At 65.9% G+C, this 18,501-nt stretch carries 15 protein-coding genes; 3 read left to right on the top strand and 12 right to left on the bottom strand.

Features of this window, described 5'->3' with window-relative positions; translation table 11 throughout:
* Positions 1 to 4 precede the first annotated feature (4 nt).
* The 9 genes from trpE to IP89_RS05335 form a co-directional block, all read right to left on the bottom strand.
* Entirely contained in the window at positions 5 to 1,483 is a 1,479-nt protein-coding gene (trpE, locus tag IP89_RS05375) for an anthranilate synthase component I (RefSeq protein WP_043308165.1), read from the bottom strand.
* 73 nt (positions 1,484 to 1,556) lie between these two features.
* A complete protein-coding gene (locus tag IP89_RS05370; RefSeq protein WP_043308164.1) occupies positions 1,557 to 2,372 on the bottom strand; it encodes a phosphoglycolate phosphatase in 816 nt (271 codons plus the stop codon).
* On the bottom strand, positions 2,369 to 3,043 hold the full coding sequence (gene rpe, locus IP89_RS05365; protein WP_043308163.1) for a ribulose-phosphate 3-epimerase: 675 nt from the start codon (positions 3,041 to 3,043) through the stop codon (positions 2,369 to 2,371). Before rpe ends, IP89_RS05370 begins: the two co-directional genes overlap by 4 nt.
* A 101-nt stretch (positions 3,044 to 3,144) precedes the next feature.
* A complete protein-coding gene (locus IP89_RS05360; protein WP_043308162.1) occupies positions 3,145 to 3,972 on the bottom strand; it encodes an ABC transporter permease in 828 nt (275 codons plus the stop codon).
* A gap of 16 nt (positions 3,973 to 3,988) precedes the next feature.
* Positions 3,989 to 5,236, bottom strand: coding sequence for an ABC transporter permease (locus IP89_RS05355; RefSeq protein ID WP_043308160.1), 1,248 nt, complete (start codon positions 5,234 to 5,236; stop codon positions 3,989 to 3,991).
* Between the two features lie 123 nt (positions 5,237 to 5,359).
* The gene (locus IP89_RS05350; RefSeq protein ID WP_156114989.1) at positions 5,360 to 6,400 is read right to left on the bottom strand and encodes an ABC transporter substrate-binding protein; all 1,041 of its coding nucleotides are present in this window, start codon (positions 6,398 to 6,400) and stop codon (positions 5,360 to 5,362) included.
* A 44-nt stretch (positions 6,401 to 6,444) separates the two neighbouring features.
* Positions 6,445 to 7,554, bottom strand: coding sequence for an ABC transporter ATP-binding protein (locus tag IP89_RS05345; protein WP_043308236.1), 1,110 nt, complete (start codon positions 7,552 to 7,554; stop codon positions 6,445 to 6,447).
* A gap of 191 nt (positions 7,555 to 7,745) precedes the next feature.
* Entirely contained in the window at positions 7,746 to 8,375 is a 630-nt protein-coding gene (locus IP89_RS05340; RefSeq protein ID WP_043308159.1) for a response regulator transcription factor, read from the bottom strand.
* The gene (locus IP89_RS05335) at positions 8,372 to 10,750 is read right to left on the bottom strand and encodes a PAS domain S-box protein (protein WP_371261933.1); all 2,379 of its coding nucleotides are present in this window, start codon (positions 10,748 to 10,750) and stop codon (positions 8,372 to 8,374) included. Before IP89_RS05335 ends, IP89_RS05340 begins: the two co-directional genes overlap by 4 nt.
* Before the next feature lie 98 nt (positions 10,751 to 10,848).
* On the opposite strand from IP89_RS05335, the gene IP89_RS05330 reads away from it, so the two are divergent.
* Positions 10,849 to 11,829: an alpha/beta hydrolase family protein gene (locus IP89_RS05330; RefSeq protein WP_043308158.1), complete on the top strand. Its 981-nt coding sequence runs from the start codon at positions 10,849 to 10,851 to the stop codon at positions 11,827 to 11,829.
* A gap of 6 nt (positions 11,830 to 11,835) precedes the next feature.
* Here the strand turns inward: IP89_RS05330 and IP89_RS05325 are convergent, their stop codons facing one another.
* The 3 genes from IP89_RS05325 to IP89_RS05315 are packed head-to-tail and all read right to left on the bottom strand — an operon-like array spanning position 11,836 to position 14,304.
* Positions 11,836 to 12,609 (bottom strand): TerB family tellurite resistance protein, encoded by a 774-nt coding sequence (locus tag IP89_RS05325; RefSeq protein WP_043308156.1) that lies wholly within the window; start codon positions 12,607 to 12,609, stop codon positions 11,836 to 11,838.
* 1 nt (position 12,610) lies between these two features.
* Positions 12,611 to 13,282 carry an N-acetylmuramate alpha-1-phosphate uridylyltransferase MurU gene (murU, locus tag IP89_RS05320; protein WP_043308154.1) on the bottom strand — a complete coding sequence of 224 codons (672 nt, stop codon included), beginning with the start codon at positions 13,280 to 13,282 and terminating at the stop codon, positions 12,611 to 12,613.
* Positions 13,279 to 14,304, bottom strand: a complete 1,026-nt coding sequence (locus tag IP89_RS05315; RefSeq protein WP_043308153.1) for an aminoglycoside phosphotransferase family protein — start codon at positions 14,302 to 14,304, stop codon at positions 13,279 to 13,281. Before IP89_RS05315 ends, murU begins: the two co-directional genes overlap by 4 nt.
* Positions 14,305 to 14,431: 127 nt before the next feature.
* Between IP89_RS05315 and IP89_RS05310 the strand changes: the two genes are divergently transcribed.
* Both IP89_RS05310 and IP89_RS05305 read left to right on the top strand, forming a co-directional pair.
* Positions 14,432 to 17,191 (top strand): LPS-assembly protein LptD, encoded by a 2,760-nt coding sequence (locus IP89_RS05310; protein WP_043308152.1) that lies wholly within the window; start codon positions 14,432 to 14,434, stop codon positions 17,189 to 17,191.
* On the top strand, positions 17,166 to 18,464 hold the full coding sequence (locus IP89_RS05305) for a peptidylprolyl isomerase (RefSeq protein ID WP_043308149.1): 1,299 nt from the start codon (positions 17,166 to 17,168) through the stop codon (positions 18,462 to 18,464). Before IP89_RS05310 ends, IP89_RS05305 begins: the two co-directional genes overlap by 26 nt.
* The last annotated feature ends 37 nt before the right edge of the window (positions 18,465 to 18,501 follow it).

Raw genomic sequence — 18,501 nt, 5'->3', positions numbered from 1 at the left:
CCCCTTACTCTACGGACTGTTCGGCGAGGCTGACCGCGCGGAACATGGCGCGGCGCTTGTTCAGGGTTTCTTCCCACTCCAGGGCCGGTTGCGAGTCGGCGACGATGCCGGCGCCGGCCTGCACGTGCAGCTCACCGTCCTTGATCACCGCGGTGCGGATGGCGATGGCGGTGTCCATGTTGCCGTTCCAGGCGAGATAACCCACGGCGCCGCCGTAGACCCCACGCTTGACCGGCTCCAGCTCGTCGATGATCTCCATCGCGCGCACCTTAGGCGCACCGGACAGGGTGCCGGCCGGCAGGATGGCGCGCAGGGCGTCCATCGCGCTCAAGCCTTCCTTCAGATGGCCGGTGACGTTGGAGACGATGTGCATGACGTTGGAGTAGCGCTCGATGACCATCTGCTCGGTGACTTTCACCGTGCCGGTGCTGGAGACGCGGCCGACGTCGTTGCGCCCCAGGTCGATCAGCATCAGGTGCTCAGCGATCTCCTTGGCGTCGGACAGCAGGTCCTTCTCCAGCTCGATGTCGGCTTCCTCGGTGGCGCCGCGCGGGCGGGTGCCGGCGATCGGCCGTACGGTGACCAGGTTGTCCTCGACCCGCACCAGCACCTCCGGCGAGCTGCCCACCACGTGGAAGTCACCGAAGTTGAAGAAGTACATGTAGGGCGTCGGGTTGATGCAGCGCAGCGCGCGGTACAGGTCGATCGGCGCGGCCTGGAACGGGATCGACATGCGCTGGGAAATCACCACCTGCATGCAGTCGCCGGCCAGGATGTATTCCTTGATCGCGCCGACCGCGGCCTCGTAGTCGTCACGCTTGAAGCTGGAGACGAAGTCCGGTTCCTTGCCGGCCGGCTTGCTCAGGTCCACGCCCAGGCGCGGGGTGATCGGCTGGCGCAGCTTGTTGAGCAGTTCGCGCAGCTGGGCCTGGCCTTGTTCGTAGGCGTCGGCCTGGGCCGGGTCGGCGAGGACGATGGCGTGCATCTTGCCGGCCAGGTTGTCGAAGACGACGACCGCATCGGAGACCATCAGCAGGATGTCCGGGGTGCCCAGCGGATCGGGGTTCGGGCACTGCGCCAGCTTCTTCTCGACGTAGCGCACGCTGTCGTAGCCGAAGTAGCCGACCAGGCCACCGTTGAAGCGCGGCAGACCGGCGATGGTCGGTACGTTGTAGCGGGCCTTGAACTGCTCGACGAAGGCCAGCGGGTCTTCGCTTTCCAGGCTCTCCACCTCGACGCCGTCGACACGCACGCTGACGTGGTGGCCGTGCACACGCAACACGGTGCGCGCCGGCAGGCCGATGATCGAGTAGCGGCCCCACTTCTCGCCGCCCTGCACGGATTCCAGCAGGTAGGAATTGGGGGTGTCGGCCAGCTTGAGGTAGATCGACAGCGGGGTGTCGAAGTCAGCCAGGGTTTCGAATGCAAGCGGAATGCGATTGAAGCCGTCGGCGGCCAAACGCAGGAATTCTTCGCGGGTCATGCTCTGCCTCGTGGTATGAGGAGGTGAAACGGATGTTGGGCAAACGCGCCGGAACCAGCCGGCCAGGACGAAATCAGGCGCGCCAGCGCCAGCGGGCCAAGGCCTTGATGACTTTCATCCATTGTTTGCTGGCAACTACCACGATGCTGTCTCGATGAGGCGGGTAAGCAGAAGAGTCCGGCGACATTAGCGCAGCGTCTTCCGAGGCGCAACCGGGCAGCAGCTGGCGCAGGTCGTCGAGCACCCGTGCCGGGTTTTCCTCGGCGATCGGCCGGCCGTGGTTGTAGCCGTAGCTCAGGGCCACGCAGGGCACGCTGGCGGCGCGGGCGGCCAGCACGTCGTTGCGCGAGTCGCCGATGAACAGCGCGCGCTCGGGCTCGACATTGGCCAGGCGCATGACGAACAGCAGCGCGGCCGGATCGGGCTTCTGCTGCGGCAGGGTGTCGCCACCGACGATCCAGCGGAAGTAGCGGCCCAGCTTCATCTCGTCCAGCAGCGGGGCGACGAAGCGCTCCGGCTTGTTGGTGATCAGCGCCAGCTCCACGCCCTGCTTCTTCAGCCACTTGAGGGTGGCGGTGACGCCCGGGTAGACGGTGCTCAGCGAGTGGCTGCCGGAATAGGCTTCGTTGAACAGCTCCAGCGCCTGCTCGGTATCGGCGTCGCTCACCTCGGTGTGCTCGATGCCGCCGGCCAGGGCGCGACGCACCAGCACGCGGGCGCCATTGCCGACCCAGTCACGCACGCGCTCGACGCCGGCAGCCGGGCGACCGAGCTGGACCAGCATGCGGTCGATGGCGGCGGCCAGGTCGGGCACCGAATCCACCAGGGTGCCGTCCAGGTCGAACATCACCAGGCGCGGCAGGCGCCCGTCGAACAGCTCGTGGATCACGCGCGCACCTGGGCCAGCTCGGCGCGCATGGCGTCGATCACCGCCTTGTAGTCGGGCTGGTTGAAGATGGCCGAACCGGCGACGAAGGTGTCGGCGCCCGCCTCGGCGATCTCGCGGATGTTCTTGGCGCTGACGCCACCGTCGATCTCCAGGCGGATGTCGTAGCCGGAGGCGTCGATCAGCGCGCGGGCTTCGCGCAGCTTGTCGAGGGTGCCGGGGATGAACTTCTGCCCGCCGAAGCCGGGGTTGACGCTCATCAGCAGGATCATGTCGACCTTGTCCATCACGTACTTCAGGCATTCCAGCGAGGTGGCCGGGTTGAACACCAGGCCGGACTTGGCGCCGCCGTCACGGATCAGCTGCAGCGAGCGGTCGATGTGCTGGGTGGCTTCCGGGTGGAAGGTCACGTAGGTGGCGCCGGCTTCGATGAAGTCGCCGATGATGCGGTCGACCGGCGACACCATCAGGTGCGCGTCGATCGGTGCGGTGATGCCGTACTTGCGCAGCGCCGAGCAGACCATCGGGCCGATGGTCAGGTTGGGCACGTAGTGGTTGTCCATCACATCGAAGTGGACGATGTCGGCGCCGGCGGCGAGCACCTTGTCGACTTCTTCGCCCAGGCGGGCGAAATCGGCGGACAGGATCGACGGAGCGATGGCGAAGGGTTGCATGGCGGCCTCAGGCTTCAATCACGGTGGTGCGATTGTAGCCTGAGAGCAATACGCAGCGGTTGTCGTACGTCAGTAAGGCGCCTCGACCATGGTCGAACGCCTTACTCGGGTACGGCGGTACGCATCTTCTCGCTGCGCCCGCGCAGCCATTCCAGGGTCAGCAGCATGACCACCGAGAAGGCGATCAGCAGGGTGGCGGCGGCGGCGATGGTCGGCGACAGGTTCTCGCGGATGCCACTGAACATCTGCCGTGGCAGGGTGGCCTGCTCGGGGCCGGCGAGGAACAGGGTCACCACCACTTCGTCGAACGAGGTGGCGAAGGCGAACAGCGCACCGGAGATCACCCCGGGAGCGATCAGCGGCAGGGTCACCCGGCGGAACGCGGTGATCGGCGAGGCGCCCAGGCTGGCGGCGGCGCGCACCAGGTTGTAGTTGAAGCCCTGCAACGTCGCCGACACGGTGATGATCACGAAGGGCACGCCGAGCACCGCGTGCACCAGGATCAGCGAGGTGTAGCTGTTGCCCAGGCCCAGCGGAGCGAAGAACAGGTAGCTGGCCACACCGACGATGACCACCGGGGCGACCATCGGCGAGATCAGCAGGCTCATCACCAGCGCCTTGCCGCGGAACTCGCCACGGGTCAGGCCGATGGCCGCCAGGGTGCCGAAGACCATGGCCAGCACGGTGGCGGCCGGCGCCACGATCATGCTGTTCTTCAGCGAGCGCATCCACTCGGCCGAGGTGAAGAACGACTCGTACCAGCGCAGGGAGAAGCCCTGCAGCGGGTAGACCAGGAAGCTGCCGGAGTTGAACGACAGCGGGATGATCACCAGCACCGGCAGGATCAGAAACAGCAGCACCAGCGCGCACAGGCTGCGATGGGTCCAGAACCAGGCGCGTTCGACGGGGGACTTGTAGGGGCTCAGCATCTCGTTGTTCTCCTGATCAGCCCAGACGCAGGCGGCTCGCGCCTACCAGCCAGCTGTACACCACGTAGAGCAGCATGGTCGCCAGCAGCAGCAGGCCGCCCAGCGCCGTGGCCATGCCCCAGTTGATGGTGCTGTTGGTGTAGAAGGCGACGAAGTAGCTGATCATCTGATCGCCCGGGCTGCCCAGCAGGGCCGGGGTGATGTAGTAGCCGATGGACAGGATGAACACCAGCAGGCAACCGGCGCCGACGCCGGCCAGGGTCTGCGGGAAGTACACCCGCCAGAAGCTGGCGAACGGGTGGCAGCCGAGCGAGATGGCGGCGCGCATATAGCTCGGCGAGATGCCCTTCATCACGCTGAAGATCGGCAGGATCATGAACGGCAGCATGATGTGCACCATGGCCACGTACACGCCGGTGCGGTTGAACACCAGCTGCAGCGGCTGATCGATGATGCCCATGGCGATCAGTGTGCTGTTGATCAACCCGCCCGACTGCAGCAGCACGATCCAGGCCGCCACGCGTACCAGGATCGAGGTCCAGAACGGCAGCAGCACCAGGATCATCAGCAGGTTGCTGGTGCGGGTCGGCAGGTTGGCCAGCAGGTAGGCCAGCGGATAGGCCAGCACCAGGCAGATAGCGGTGATCACCAGGCCCATCCAGAAGGTGCGGGCGAATATGTCCAGGTAGATGGCCTGGTCCGGGGTGGCGGACGCCAGCTCGCCGAGATCGTCGATGCGATGGTCGAGGGACGCCAGCAGGAAATACGAGGTGAAGGCACTGTCGTTGCGGCGGATCACCTGCCAGTAGGCCGGGTCGCCCCAGCGCTCATCGAGGCTCTCCAGCGCATCCTTGTAGGAAGCCGGTTCCTGCTTGAACGGCAGGGCGCGACCGGTCTTGGCCAGCAGGCTGCGGTAGCCGGCCAGCTCCATGTTCAGGCGCTTGGAAAGATCGCCGATGGTCTGGTTCTTCCGTGCTTCGGCCAGGTCCTGGGCCAGGGCCTGGTACACCGGCTCGTCGGGCAGGCCGCGGCCATCCCAGGCGCTGATCGCCTCGACGGTGCGCGGCAGGCTGCCGACCACCTCGGGGTTCTCCACGCTCTTGTACAGCAGGATGCCGATCGGCAGCAGGAACACCACGAAGAGGAACACCAGCAGCGGCAGGATCAGACCCTGAGCCTTGAGCCGGTTGATGCGCTCGGCGCGGGCCAGCTTCTGCTTGAGGGTCAGGCCGGCAAACTCGGTAATGGAAACGGTAGTGGCCATCGCGGGCTCCAGATACACCGGGACAAAGCGCCCTCGCCCAAACGCGGGCGAGGGTTAGGAGGAACGGGGGAGCGTTCCTCCAACCAACTCCCCTTCACCAGGAAGGGGCACAGCACGGGAAACTTACTTAGCCGCCCAGGCGTTGAAGCGTTGCTCCAGCTGCTCGCCGTAGTCGGCCCAGAAGGTCACGTTCATGGCCACCTGGTTGGCGATGTTTTCCGGGGTGGTCGGCATGTCCTTGAGCAGAGCCGGGTCGAGCAGCTCGACGGCCTTCTTGTTGGCCGGGCCGTAGGCGATGTTCGAGGAATAGATCTTCTGCTGCTCGGGCTGCACGCTGAACGCGGCGAAGGCCTTGGCGGCGTCGCCATCCTTGGTGCCTTTCGGAATGGCCCAGGAATCGAAGTCGTAGATGCCGCCGTTCCACACCACCTGCAGGTTGCTCTCCTTCTGCACGGCGGCGATGCGGCCGTTGTAGGCGGAGCTCATGACCACGTCACCCGAGGCGAGGAACTGCGGCGGCTGGGCGCCGGCTTCCCACCACTGGATGTTCGGCTTGATCTCGTCGAGTTTCTTGAACGCGCGATCCTGGCCTTCCTGGGTGGCGAGCACGGTGTAGACGTCCTTCGGCGCCACGCCGTCGGCCATCAGGGCAAATTCCAGGGTGTACTTGGCGCCCTTGCGCAGGCCGCGCTTGCCCGGGAACTTGGCCACGTCCCAGAAATCGGCCCAGCTGGTCGGCGCGGCGGAGAGTTTGTCGGCGTTGTAGGCGAGCACCGTGGACCAGACGAAGAAGCCCACACCGCAAGGCTGCAGGGCGCCCTCGACGAAGTCGGCCTCGTTGCCGAACTGGGCCGGGTCGAGCTCCTCGAACAGACCTTCGTCACAGCCGCGAGCCAGCTCCGGCGACTCCACTTCCACCAGGTGCCAGGACACGCTGTTGGTATCGACCATGGCTTTGACCTTGGCCATCTCGCCGTTGTACTCGCCGGCGATGATCTTGCCTTTGCCGGCCGCTTCCCACGGCTGGTAGAAGGCCTTGACCTGGGCATCCTTGTTGGCGCCACCGAAGGAGATCACGGTCAGGTCGGCCGCCATCGCCTGAGAGGCGGCGGCCAGGCCTAGGGCCAGAGTCCCGAGGTGGAACATGCTGCGGATGTTGCTCATTGTTTTTCTCTCCACGCTGCTAGTTGGTCTTGCCTTGGTAGCGCCTATTCCACGATCAGCGGATCGAGCGCCCGTACGTGCTCCACATGCCAGCCGAGCGGCACCACGTCGCCCACGCCCAGGGCGGGGTCGAGCTCGGCGATCGGCTGTTTGACGAAGAAGTTGGGGTTGCCGCAGACCTCCATGCGGATGCGCACGTGGTCGCCCAGGTAGATGAACTCGGCCACGCGGCCGCTGAAGCGGTTGGCGCAGCTCTCGCTGGCGGCATTGATGCGCACTCGCTCGGGGCGGATCGACAGGCTCACCGGCTCGCCCGGCGCACCGACCTTCACCGCCAGCGCCTGCACCTGCTCGCCGCGCGCGGTACGCACGGTGCAGCGCTCGCCGTCCTGGCTGACCAGCTCGCCAGCCAGGCGATTGTTCTCGCCGATGAAGTGGGCGACGAAGGTGTTGCGCGGCGCCTCGTAGAGATCACGCGGCGGGGCGATCTGCAGGATCTCGCCCTGGTGGAACACCGCCACGCGGTCGGACATGGTCAGCGCCTCACCCTGGTCGTGGGTCACGTAGACCACGGTCACGCCCAGGCGCTGGTGGATGTGCTTGATCTCCATCTGCATGTGCTCGCGCAGCTGCTTGTCCAGCGCGCCGAGCGGCTCGTCCATCAGCACCAGCTGCGGCTCGAACACCAGCGCACGGGCCAGGGCCACGCGCTGCTGCTGGCCACCGGAGAGCTGCGCCGGGTAGCGGTTGCGGAAGTTGTCGAGCTGCACCATGGACAGCGCGCGCTTCACCCGCTCGGTGATATCGGTCTTGTTCATGCCGCGCACGGTGAGCGGGAAGGCCAGGTTCTCGGCCACCGTCATGTGCGGGAACAGCGCGTAGTTCTGGAACACCATGCCGATGTCGCGCTTGTGCGGCGGCACGTTGTTGATGGCGCGCCCGGCCAGGAGGATCTCGCCGGCGGTGGGCGTCTCGAAACCGGCCAGCATCATCAGGCTGGTGGTCTTGCCGGAGCCGGACGGGCCGAGCAGGGTGAGGAACTCGCCCTTGCGGATGTCCAGATTGAGGTCTTTGACGATCAGGCTTTCGCCGTCGTAGCTCTTCTGCACGCCCTTGAAACTGACGAGCACGTCGCTGGAAGCATTCTCGGCCATCACCACACCCTTGTTCTTGTTGCCGTGCACTAAGACTAGAAAGTCGCGCGGCCGGCGCAAATCGGGCGGTATGAGAGATTGCTATAAGGCTTGCGGAGGACCCGCTGTAGGGATCGCCCTACAACGACAGGAAGCACAATCGGAACAACCTGTGGGTGGACAAGCCTGCGGCGTTGCCCACCTTACGCCAGCTACAACAACTTGTGCTCCACGGCGTACTTCACCAGGTCAGCCACCGAGTGCAGGTTGAGCTTCTGCATCAGGCGCGCCTTGTGGGTGCTGATGGTCTTGCTGCTGACCGACAGCTGCTGGGCGATCTCGTTGACCCCATCGCCGCGCACCAGGCGTTCGAACACCGAGAACTCGCGCTCGGAGAGCAGCGCATGCGGCGGCCGCGAGTCGGTCAGGCCGACCTCGAAGACCATGCGGTCGGCCAGCTCCGGATCGATGTAGCGACCACCGGCGGCGACCTTGCGGATGGCGGTGAGCAGCAGCGCCGGGTCACTGTCCTTGGTGGCGTAGCCGGCGGCGCCGATCTTCAGCGCGCGGGCAGCCATCTGCGCCTCGTCATGCATGGACAGCACCAGCACCGCCGGCGGCTCGTCCAGCGCGCGGATGCGTGGAATAGCCTCCAGGCCGTTGACACCGGGCATGGAGATATCCAGCAGCACCACCTCGCAGGGCGTGTTGCGCAGGGTCTCCAGCAGTTGCTCGCCATTGCAGGCCTCGCCGACCACCGTGAGATCCTTGGCCAGGCCGATCAGTTGTTTGATGCCCTCGCGGACGATGGTGTGGTCTTCGGCCACCAGAACTCGAATCACGCTACGACCTCTCTATCCAGTGCAACTCGCACCACCAGTGTGGTGCCCTCCCCCGGCGTGCTGTCCAGCGCCAAATGGCCGCCGAGCATCAGCACACGCTCGCGCATGCCGACCAGACCGAAGGATTGTCCGCGCTGGGCGGCTGGCTCGAAACCCCGACCATCGTCACTCACGCGCAGGCACAGCTCGCCACCCTGCACGTCCAACGTGATCTCTACCGTGTGTGCCTGAGCATGCCGCAGCACATTGGTCAGCGCCTCCTGCAGCACGCGGAACAGGCCGATGGCCTTGGCATCGGACAGCGCCGGCAGCTGCTCGGGCACCTGCACCAGACAGGCGATGCCACTGCGCGCCTCGAAACGCCGCGCCTGCCACTCGATGGCCGAGGCGATGCCGGCGTCGAGGATCGGCGGGCGCAGCGCGGTGGCCACGTCGCGCACCAGCTGGAACAGGTTGGCGATCAGCTTCTTCATGCTGTCCAGTCGCGCCTGCAGGCCGGGGTCGAGACCGGCGTAGGCCAGCTCGCACATTGAGGTCTCCAGCTTGAGCACGGTCAGCACCTGGCCCAGCTCGTCGTGCACCTCGCGGGCGATGCGCGCCTTCTCTTCCTCGCGCACGCTCTCCAGGTGCGCCGACAGTTCGCGCAGCTGCGAGCGCGAGTCGGCCAGTTCCAGCTCGATGGCCTTGTTGTCGCTGATGTCCCACACCACGCCGTCCCACACCACGTGCTCGGCGCTGAGCTGGCGGGCGCTGGCTTTGATGTCGGCCCAGCGCACGCGGCCGGCGCGAGTGAGGATGCGGCCCTGCCACTGCCAGTCGCTGGCGGCCTCGATGGCAGCGTCCTGGGTCGCGTGGTAGGCGGCGCGATCCTGCGGATGGACCAGGCTGCGGATGCCGAAGTCCACCGCCATGATGGTCGCTGGCGGATAGCCGACCAGCTGCTCGCTGCCCTCGCTGATAAAGGCGAAGTCCACCGGCGCGCCGGCCACCGGGCGTTCCAGGCGGAACACCAGGCCCGGCACGTTACCGGCGATGCCCTTGAGGCGCGCCTCGCTCTCTTCCAGCGCGGCGCGGGCACGACGCCGCTCGGTAACATCGGTGAGGTAGACCACCAGGTACTCGGCCTCGCGAAAGCGCAGGAAGCCCAGGGTCACGTCGGCCGGCATCCAGCTGCCGTCGGCGCGCCGGCAGTTGCTCTCGAAATTCAGCGCGCCCTCTTCCTGCTGGCGCACGCGCTTCCACAAGTTGAGCCAGCGATCCATGCCCAGGTTGGGTTCGAACACCTGCAGGGGCTGGTCGACCATCGCCGGCGCGGCGTAGCCGAGCATCTCGGCCACCGCCTGGTTGGCGTAGCGCACGCGGCTGTCCCAGTTGACCCAGAGGATGCCGACCGTGCTGTGGTCGAGGGAGAACTGCGCCAGGCGCAGCGCCTCCTCGGCCACCTCGCGTTGGCTCAGGGTATGCCGCACTGCCAGCAGGCGCTTTTCCAGACGCCCGCGCTGCCGGCGCACCAGCACCAGCAATAGCAGACTGATCAGCAGCAACAGGCCGAGCAGGATGCTCAGGTTGCGCCAGAACTGCGGCGACTCGCCCAGGCTCGGTTTCTTCGCCGTCAGCCAGCGCTGCTGCAACTGTTCCATGCGCTCGGCCGGCAGCTCGCGCAGACCGGCGTCGAGGATGCCGGCTAACTCTGGCCAGTCGCGCCGGCTGCCGAAACGCAGCAGTTGCGGCAGGCCAACGTCGGCGACCACGGCGAGGGCGGCGAACTCGCGCTCCTGGCTAAGGCGGCTGAGTTGCGCCTGGTCCACGGCGGCGTAGCGCGCCCGCTGCTCCAGCACCGCGCGCAGGGCATCGCGGTCGGTAGTCTGGGGGCGCAGGTGCAGGTTGAAGTAGTTGCCGCGCAGGTAGTCGAGCACCGCACTGGGCTCGCGCACGGCGATGGGCTCGCGCGGGCCGAGGTTCTCCAGCTCGACTCCGACCTCGCCGAGGCGCTCGCCGACTAGCAGGTGCGGGATGCGCAGGTAAGGATCGGAGAACTGCCATAGGCGCAGGCCGGCGGGGGTCTGGGTCAGGCCGGGGGCGAAGTCGACACGGCCGCCACGCAGCGCCTGGTCCAGCTCGGCCTGATCGGCGAAACCGAGCCAGCTCAGCTCGACGCCGAGGGTCTTGGCCAGCGCCTCGGTCAGCTCGACATTGAGCCCACCAAGGCGCTGCTGGCGATGCTGGAACTCGGCATAGGGCGCCTGCAGCACCACGCCCACGCGCAGCCGCGGGTGCTCGGCCAGCCAGGCGCGCTGAGCCGCATCCAGCCCGGCCGCCCAGCTCGCCAGGGGCCACAGCAGCCACAATGAAAGCAACAGTCCGAGCCTGCGCACACCCCAGCTCCACAGCATGAACACTGCCCTTACCTTACCTGACAAACCGTGGCGAAGCGCTTAGGCTGCAGAAACCGCCACCCATATGAAGTGCTGAGATGCGCCGTCCAGTCCTGCCGACACTCCTGACCCTGTGCCTGATCCTCACCCCGCTCGCCTGGGCCGAGGAGCAAGCCCCCGCCGCAGACAAACCCGCCAGTGGCGAAGCCGCTCCCGCCGAACAGGCGCCGCGCCAAGCGCTGGAGGAGCGCAGCCAGGACAGCGCCGCAGGCCTGGAGCGCCAGCTGCCCAAGGACGAACAGCAGATGCTGCAGGCCGGCGAGGAGAAATTCCTCGCCCTGTGGAAACCGGCCAACGTGCCCGAGGCCAAGGGCCTGGTGATCCTGGTGCCTGGCGCCGACGAGAGCGCCGACTGGCCGCAGGCGATCAAGCCGCTGCGCCTCAAGCTGCCCGATGTCGAATGGAGCACCCTGAGCATCAGCCTGCCGGACAGCAAGGCCGCGCCATTACCGGAGGCCGTGCTGCCACGCGCCCCCGAGCCGGTGACGGTGGACGCGGCGAAGGAGCCGGCGGCCGATCCAGCCAGCGCAGGCGCGACCACCGGCGCCCCGGGCGAGACGCCAGCGGCCAGCGAGCCAGCGACGCCAGCAGTTCCCCCGGTCGATCCAGCCGAGCGCATCTTCGCGCGCATCCAGGCCGGCATCGCCTTCGCCGAACAGCAAGACGCCAAGAACATCGTGCTGCTCGGTCATGGTGACGGCGCCTACTGGGCCGCGCTGTATCTCAAGGAGCGCAAGCCTGAGGCGATCAAACAACTGGTGGCCGTCGCGCCACAGCTGCCACCGGGACAGACGCCGCCGCTGGAGGAACTGATCCCCGGCCTCAAGCTGGCCACCGGCGACTTCTTCTACAAGGACCTGGCCGCCGACCGCGGCAACGCGGTGCGGCGCAAACAGGCCAGCAAGCGCCTGGGTCACGACGGCTACACGCAGATCGCCCTGAAAGCCTTGCCGGGCAACCTGGACGCCGAGCAGGAACAGCTGTTCCGCCGCGTGCGCGGCTGGCTGGACAAGCAGTAAGACGCGCTAGCGGAAACCACGGCGCTGGCGCACCAGGTCGTAGGCGACCTGCAGCTCGCGGGTCTTGTCGGTCGCGCTGCGTAGCTGGGCCGGTGTGGCGCCGCTGCCGGCCAGCTTGTCCGGGTGGTGGCGACTGAGCAGACGGCGATAGGCGCGCTTGATCGCCGCCGGATCGGTGTCCGCCTGCACGCCGAGCAGACGTAGAGCCGCCTGGTAGTCGCTGGACTTCACCTCCGGCATCCGCCGCGTCGGCTCGTACTCGGTGGCCAGGGCGTCCAGCGCCTCGCGCCGCCAGCCCAGCCAGATGCCCCACTGGCGAATCAGCTGCGCCTCCGCCTCGCTGACCCGGCCATCGGCCCAAGCCATGCGCCAGCAGGTGCGCAACAACGCCTCGCTGCGCTCCGGACGATGGTGCAGCGCGCGCAACGGCTCGCGTAGTTCCTTGTCCTCGATCAGCTTGCCGCGATTGAAGGCCTGCATGGCGCGGCGCCGCGACGGCTCATCCAGGGCCAGGCGCTGCATCTCGTTGCGCGCCACCTGGATATGGCTGTCGAGCACCCGCCCTTCACTCTTGGCCAGACGCCCGACCAGCATGAACAGCAGGTCCTCGTCGTCCAGAGGCGGACGCTTGCGCCCGAGCAGCTCACGCAGGTGATCGAGGGACTGTATGCGCAGGCGCCGATCCAGCACCTGACCGAGCAGGCCGCCGAGCAGCGCGCCGGGGATGCTGGCCAGCGCCAGCCCCGCAGCGGCGCCGATCAGAGTCGCTGGCCAGAGCATCTCAGGCCTCCGCCAGCAGCAGGCGCTCGACGTCGGCCAGGCGCTCATGGGTGCCGACATCGATCCAGCGGCCGCGGAAATGCTCACCACTGACCCGGCCGTCGGCCATGGCCGCGCGCAGCAGCGGCGCCAGCTTGAAGGCGCCCGGCTGGCAGCCGGCGAACAGCTGCGGGTGCAGCACGGCCATACCGCTGTAGGTGAACGAGGGCTCCCCGGCCACAGCATCCGTCACCTGGCCATCACGCAGACGGAAATCACCGCCCTGGTGATGCGCCGGGTTGTCCACCAGCACCAGATGCGCCAGACCCTGCAGCGGAGCGCGCGGGGTGGCGAAATCGTAGTCGGTCCAGATATCGCCATTGACCACCAGGAACGGCTCGTCACCAAGCAACGGCAGGGCCTTGAAGATGCCGCCACCGGTCTCCAGCGGCTCGCCTTCGGCCGAGTAGGCGATACGTAGGCCGAAGCGGCTGCCGTCGCCCAGGTAGTCCTCGATCTGCTGGCCGAGCCAGGCATGGTTGATCACCAGTTCGGTGAAGCCTGCGGCAGCCAGGGCGCGCACATGGAACTCGATCAGCGGTGTACCGGCGGCGCGCACCAGCGGCTTGGGCGTGTGCAGGGTCAGCGGGCGCAGGCGCTCGCCCTTGCCCGCCGCGAGAATCATCGCCTTCATTCCGGCTGCGCCTCACGCTGCGGCAGGCTGGCCAGCAGCTCGCCGAGCACCGCCAGCTCCGGCCGGCGCGCCAGCACTGCTTCTATATAAGCGAAGAAACGCGGTACGTCGGCGAGGTACTTGGGCTTGCCGTCGCGGTGGCAGATGCGCGCGAAGATGCCGATCACCTTGAGGTGGCGCTGTACTCCCATCAGGTCGCTGGCGCGATGGAACTCGGCGAATTCGGCCGGCACCACCAGGCCTGCCGCGCCCGCCAGTTGCCAGTAGCGCTGCAGCCAGCCCTGCACACGCTCCTCCGGCCAGCTGAGGAAGGCATCCTTGAACAGGCTGGTGACGTCGTAGCTCAGCGGGCCATGTACCGCATCCTGAAAATCGAGGATGCCGGGGTTGGGCTCGCTCAGCATCAGATTGCGCGGCATGTAGTCGCGATGCACGAACACCCGCGGTTGCGCCAGGGCGCTGTCCACCAGCAGATCGCAGACCTGTTGCCATTGCCCTTGCTGCTGCGCATTCAGCTCGACGCCGAGATGGCGCTGCAGGTACCAGTCGGGGAACAGCTGCAGCTCGCGGCGCAGCAGGGCATCGTCATAGGGCGGTAGCTGGCTGTCGACCGGCAGCTGCTGGAAGGCCACCAGAGCCTGCAACGCCTGCTCGAACAGCGCATCGGCGTTGCCTGCGCTCAGCACTTCCAGCCAGGTTTGCGAGCCCAGATCGTCCAGCACCAGGAAGCCACGCTCCAGATCCTCGGCCAGAATGCGCGGCACATGCACGCCGGCACCGGCCAGCATGGCAGCGACCTTGACGAAGGGGCGGCAGTCTTCCTGAGGCGGCGGAGCATCCATCAGAATCAGGCTGCGGCCTTCGGCCTGCCAGCGGAAATAGCGACGGAAACTGGCGTCGCTACTGGCCGGGGCCAGGCTCGCGGGCGGCACGGCGCCCCAGCCTTCACGTTCGAAAAGAGCGGGCAAACAGTCTTGCAACCAGCTCTGCAGCAGCTGCAGACGTACATCTTGATCAGGCATTACAGGGGTCTCCGACGGCGCTAGCCGTTGCGCGGGTCATGCTTTATTATCCAGCATCTTTTTCAGCCCATCGAGAGGCGTGCGGCCCCCGCGGGTCGAAGGCGCGCAGGAAGCCCGGACTAACAAGATGGCAGTAAACCTCCCGCTGTTCCGTAAGAAATTCCCGTTGCTGGTGACCGGCGGCCTGCTGGCTCTGCAACCCCTGGCCTCGTCCTTCGTCGTTGCTGCCGAGCAGTACGACTGCTCCGCCTCCGCCACTGGCGGCTGGTCCTGTGCACCGAAAGCCAATGCTGCTGCCGCGCTACCGCGCCCACAGCATACGGCGTCGGCCGTCAGCGCCGTAGCCGAAGGCAGTACCGCTCAATCGAGCGACGGCGGGCCCCAACCCGTACTGGTTACCGAAAGCGAAGGCCGTGGCCTGAGCAGCCGCAGTGCCGACTACAGCCACTTGGACTGGGTCCCGCGCGAGAAGTTGACTGCCGCGCAGCTGGCCGAGGTCGGTCCCTATTGCGAGGGCTCCTACGTCGAGCCGATCCGCCCGGGCATGAGCGACAACACGCCGCTGGATGAAGCGCCGATGTTCGTCTCCGCCAAGGCCTCGCGCTACGAGCAGGAAAAAGAGACTGCCACCCTGGCCGGCGACGTGGTCCTGCGTCAGTCGAGCATGCAGATCGAGGCCGACGAGGCCAGCCTGCACCAGGCCGACAACGTCGGCGAGCTGAAAGGCAACGTGCGCATCCGCGACAACGGCATGCTGGTCGTTGGCGATCGCGCCGAGATCCAGCTGGACAACGGCGAGGCCAAGGTCGAGAACGCCGAGTACGTGATCCACAAGGGCCATGCCCGTGGTAGCGCGCTGTACGCCAAGCGCGAGGAAAGCGCTGTCGTTCGCCTGAAAGACGGCACCTACACCCGCTGCGAACCCGGCAGCAACGCCTGGCAGCTGAAAGGCAACAACGTCAAGCTGGACCCGGCGACCGGCTTCGGCACCGCGACCAACGTGACCCTGCGGGTGAAAGACATTCCGGTCTTCTACACCCCCTACATCTACTTCCCGATCGACGATCGCCGTCAGTCCGGCTTCCTCGCTCCGGGCATCAGCACCTCCAGCGATACCGGCTTCTCGCTGTCGACGCCGTACTACTTCAACCTCGCGCCCAACTACGACGCCACCCTCTACCCGACCTACATGGCCAAACGCGGCCTGCTCATGGAAGGCGAGTTCCGCTACCTGACCAAGGGCAGCGAAGGCCAAGTCGGTGGCGCATGGCTGGACGACCAGGAAGACGAGCGCAAACTGCAGTCCAACTACGAAGATCAGCGCTGGATGTACAACTGGCAGCACAAAGGCGGCCTGGATGAGCGCCTGCTGGCCGAGGTCGACTACACCGATATCAGCGACCCCTACTACTTCCAAGATCTCGACAGCGATCTGGAAGGCCTACAGACCCCTGACTTCCTCAATCAACGCGGCACTCTGACCTGGCGAGGCGACAGCTTCACCGCACGTCTAAACGCCCACGCCTATGAGGCCACCAGCGTCGTTGATGTAACCCCATACGAGCGCCTGCCGCAGCTGACTCTGGATGGCATCCTGCCGTACCAGCCGGGTGGCCTGAACTTCTTCTACGGCACCGAGTACGTAAGTTTTGATCGCAACCTGCGTAATGGCAATTTCGTCCGAGAGGACGGTACCGTCGAACCCTGGTATGACAATTTCGTAACCGGTATCGCACGTGCCAATGGTGATCGCATCCATCTCGAGCCAGGCATGAGCCTGCCTCTGGATTGGACCTGGGGCTTCATCAAACCGAGCCTCAAATACGCTTATACCCAATACGATCTCGACCTCGACTCCCGCGGCAAGGCTCAAGTCGGTGGTGACTTTGAGGACTCCCCAGACCGTAGTGTCCCTATCGCAAGTATCGATAGCGGACTTTACTTCGATCGCAACACCCAGTGGTTTGGCACCAACTACCGCCAGACCCTGGAGCCGCGCGCTTACTATCTTTATGTACCCGAAGAGGATCAGGACGATATCCCGGTCTTCGATACAGGTGAAAACACCTTTAGCTATGCCTCGCTTTGGCGCGACAACCGCTTCAGCGGCCGCGACCGCATTGGCGACGAAAACAAGCTGTCGCTGGGCGTAACTAACCGCTGGATCGAGGACAACGGCTTTGAACGTCAGCGCTTCAGCCTCGGCCAAGCCATCTACTTTGCCGACCGCAAAGTGCAGATGCCGGGCATCGACTATCGCACCCGCGATGATGCTCAATCCGACCTGTCGCCGTACGCACTGGAATACATGTACCGCTTCAACCGCGACTGGCGTGTTACCTCGGACTTCAACTGGGATGGTGAAACCCATACCACCCGCTCCGGCAGCCTGATGTTCCACTATCAGCCGGAAGATAATCCGAACAAGGTGATCAATGCCGGCTATCGCTACCGCAACGACACCATGCGTTACGATCAGGCCAGCGGTACCTGGACCTATGGCAGCGACTTCGGCACCGAAGGCCAAGCCAACTTCATCAAGGACTACTACAAGATCCAGCAGCACGACTTCTCGGTCATCTGGCCGATGGTGCCGCAGTGGAACGTGATCGCCCGCTGGCAGCGCGACTACGCACGTAATCGCACCCTCGAGGCCTTCGGTGGCTTCGAATACGACAGCTGCTGCTGGAAGCTGCGCCTGATCAACCGCTACTGGATCGACTACGACGAGACCAGCCTCAACCCGGACCTCAACGAAGAGGCGGATCGCGGCATCTTCCTGCAGATCGTCCTCAAAGGCCTCGGCAATGTGCTGGGTGGAAAGACCGAGGGCTTCCTCGAGCAAGGCATTCAAGGTTACCGTGAACGTGAAGAACAAGCTTTCTGATTGCCTGCGCCCGCTCCTGCTGGGTGCAGTACTCCTCGCATCCGGCGCCCAGGCGCAGTTTCAATCCCTCGATCGCGTGGTCGCCATCGTCGACAACGACGTGATCATGTACAGCCAGCTGGATCAGCGCCTGCACGAGGTCGAACAGACCATCGGCAAGCGTGGCGGTCAGCTGCCGCCGCAGGACGTCCTGCAGCAGCAGGTGCTGGAACGCCTGATCGTCGAGAACCTGCAGCTGCAGATCGGTGATCGCTCGGGCATCCGCATCACCGACGAAGAACTGAACCAGGCCATGGGCAGCATTGCCGAGCGCAACAACCTGAGCCTGGACCAGTTCCGTGCAGCCCTGGCCCGCGACGGCCTGTCCTATGAAGAAGCTCGCGAGCAAATCCGTCGCGAGATGGTCATCAGTCGCGTACGTCAGCGCCGTGTCGCCGAGCGCATTCAGGTCACCGACCAGGAAGTGCAGAACTTCCTCGCCTCCGAAATGGGCCAGATGCAGCTCTCGGAAGAATACCGCCTGGCCAACATCCTGATCCCGGTGCCGGAAGCCGCCTCGCCGGACGAGATCCGCGCCGCAGCGCAAAAGACCTCGCAGGTCTATGACAGCCTGCGTGGCGGTGCCGACTTCGCGCAAACCGCGATGTCCAGTTCCGCCAGCGAGAATGCCCTGGAAGGCGGCGAGATCGGCTGGCGCAAGGCCGCCCAGCTGCCGCCGGCGTTCGTCGAGATGATTCGCGCGCTGTCCGTTGGCGAGATCACCGAGCCTGTCCGCACCCCGGGCGGTTTCATGATCGTCAAGCTGCTGGAGAAGCGCGGCGGCGATACCCTGGTGCGCGACGAAGTGCATGTGCGCCACATCCTGATCAAGCCGAACGAAGTGCGCAGCGAAGAAGAAACCCGCCGCCTGGTGCAGCGTCTGTACGAGCGCATCGTCGCCGGCGAAGACTTCGCGACCCTGGCCAAGAGCTTCTCCGAAGACCCAGGCTCGGCCCTCAACGGTGGCGACCTGAACTGGATCGACCCCAACAGCCTGGTGCCCGAGTTCCGCGACGTGATGGCCAAGACCCCGAGCGGCAAGCTGTCCGAGCCGTTCCGCAGCCCCTACGGCTGGCATGTTCTGGAAGTCATGGGCCGCCGCGCCACCGACAGCAGTGCGCAGTACCGTGAGCAGCAGGCCATGACTGTCCTGCGCAATCGCAAGTACGACGAAGAACTGCAGGCCTGGCTGCGCCAGATCCGCGACGAAGCCTACGTCGAGATCAAGCTCTGACAGCACGCAGCGTCACGAAAGCCCGGCACCGCCGGGC

This window comes from Pseudomonas sp. ML96, from assembly GCF_000761545.1.
Classification (GTDB): domain Bacteria; phylum Pseudomonadota; class Gammaproteobacteria; order Pseudomonadales; family Pseudomonadaceae; genus Aquipseudomonas.
This window is presented reverse-complemented; position numbering and strand designations above follow the sequence as displayed.

Coding starts and splice junctions, on each gene's coding strand:
- trpE (WP_043308165.1), bottom strand. CDS start 1,483: ATGACCCGCGAAGAATTCCTGCGTTTGGCCGCCGACGGCTTCAATCGC.
- rpe (WP_043308163.1), bottom strand. CDS start 3,043: ATGCAACCCTTCGCCATCGCTCCGTCGATCCTGTCCGCCGATTTCGCC.
- IP89_RS05360 (WP_043308162.1), bottom strand. CDS start 3,972: ATGCTGAGCCCCTACAAGTCCCCCGTCGAACGCGCCTGGTTCTGGACC.
- IP89_RS05355 (WP_043308160.1), bottom strand. CDS start 5,236: ATGGCCACTACCGTTTCCATTACCGAGTTTGCCGGCCTGACCCTCAAG.
- IP89_RS05350 (WP_156114989.1), bottom strand. CDS start 6,400: ATGAGCAACATCCGCAGCATGTTCCACCTCGGGACTCTGGCCCTAGGC.
- IP89_RS05345 (WP_043308236.1), bottom strand. CDS start 7,554: ATGGCCGAGAATGCTTCCAGCGACGTGCTCGTCAGTTTCAAGGGCGTG.
- IP89_RS05330 (WP_043308158.1), top strand. CDS start 10,849: ATGCGCCGTCCAGTCCTGCCGACACTCCTGACCCTGTGCCTGATCCTC.
- IP89_RS05325 (WP_043308156.1), bottom strand. CDS start 12,609: ATGCTCTGGCCAGCGACTCTGATCGGCGCCGCTGCGGGGCTGGCGCTG.
- murU (WP_043308154.1), bottom strand. CDS start 13,282: ATGAAGGCGATGATTCTCGCGGCGGGCAAGGGCGAGCGCCTGCGCCCG.
- IP89_RS05315 (WP_043308153.1), bottom strand. CDS start 14,304: ATGCCTGATCAAGATGTACGTCTGCAGCTGCTGCAGAGCTGGTTGCAA.
- IP89_RS05310 (WP_043308152.1), top strand. CDS start 14,432: ATGGCAGTAAACCTCCCGCTGTTCCGTAAGAAATTCCCGTTGCTGGTG.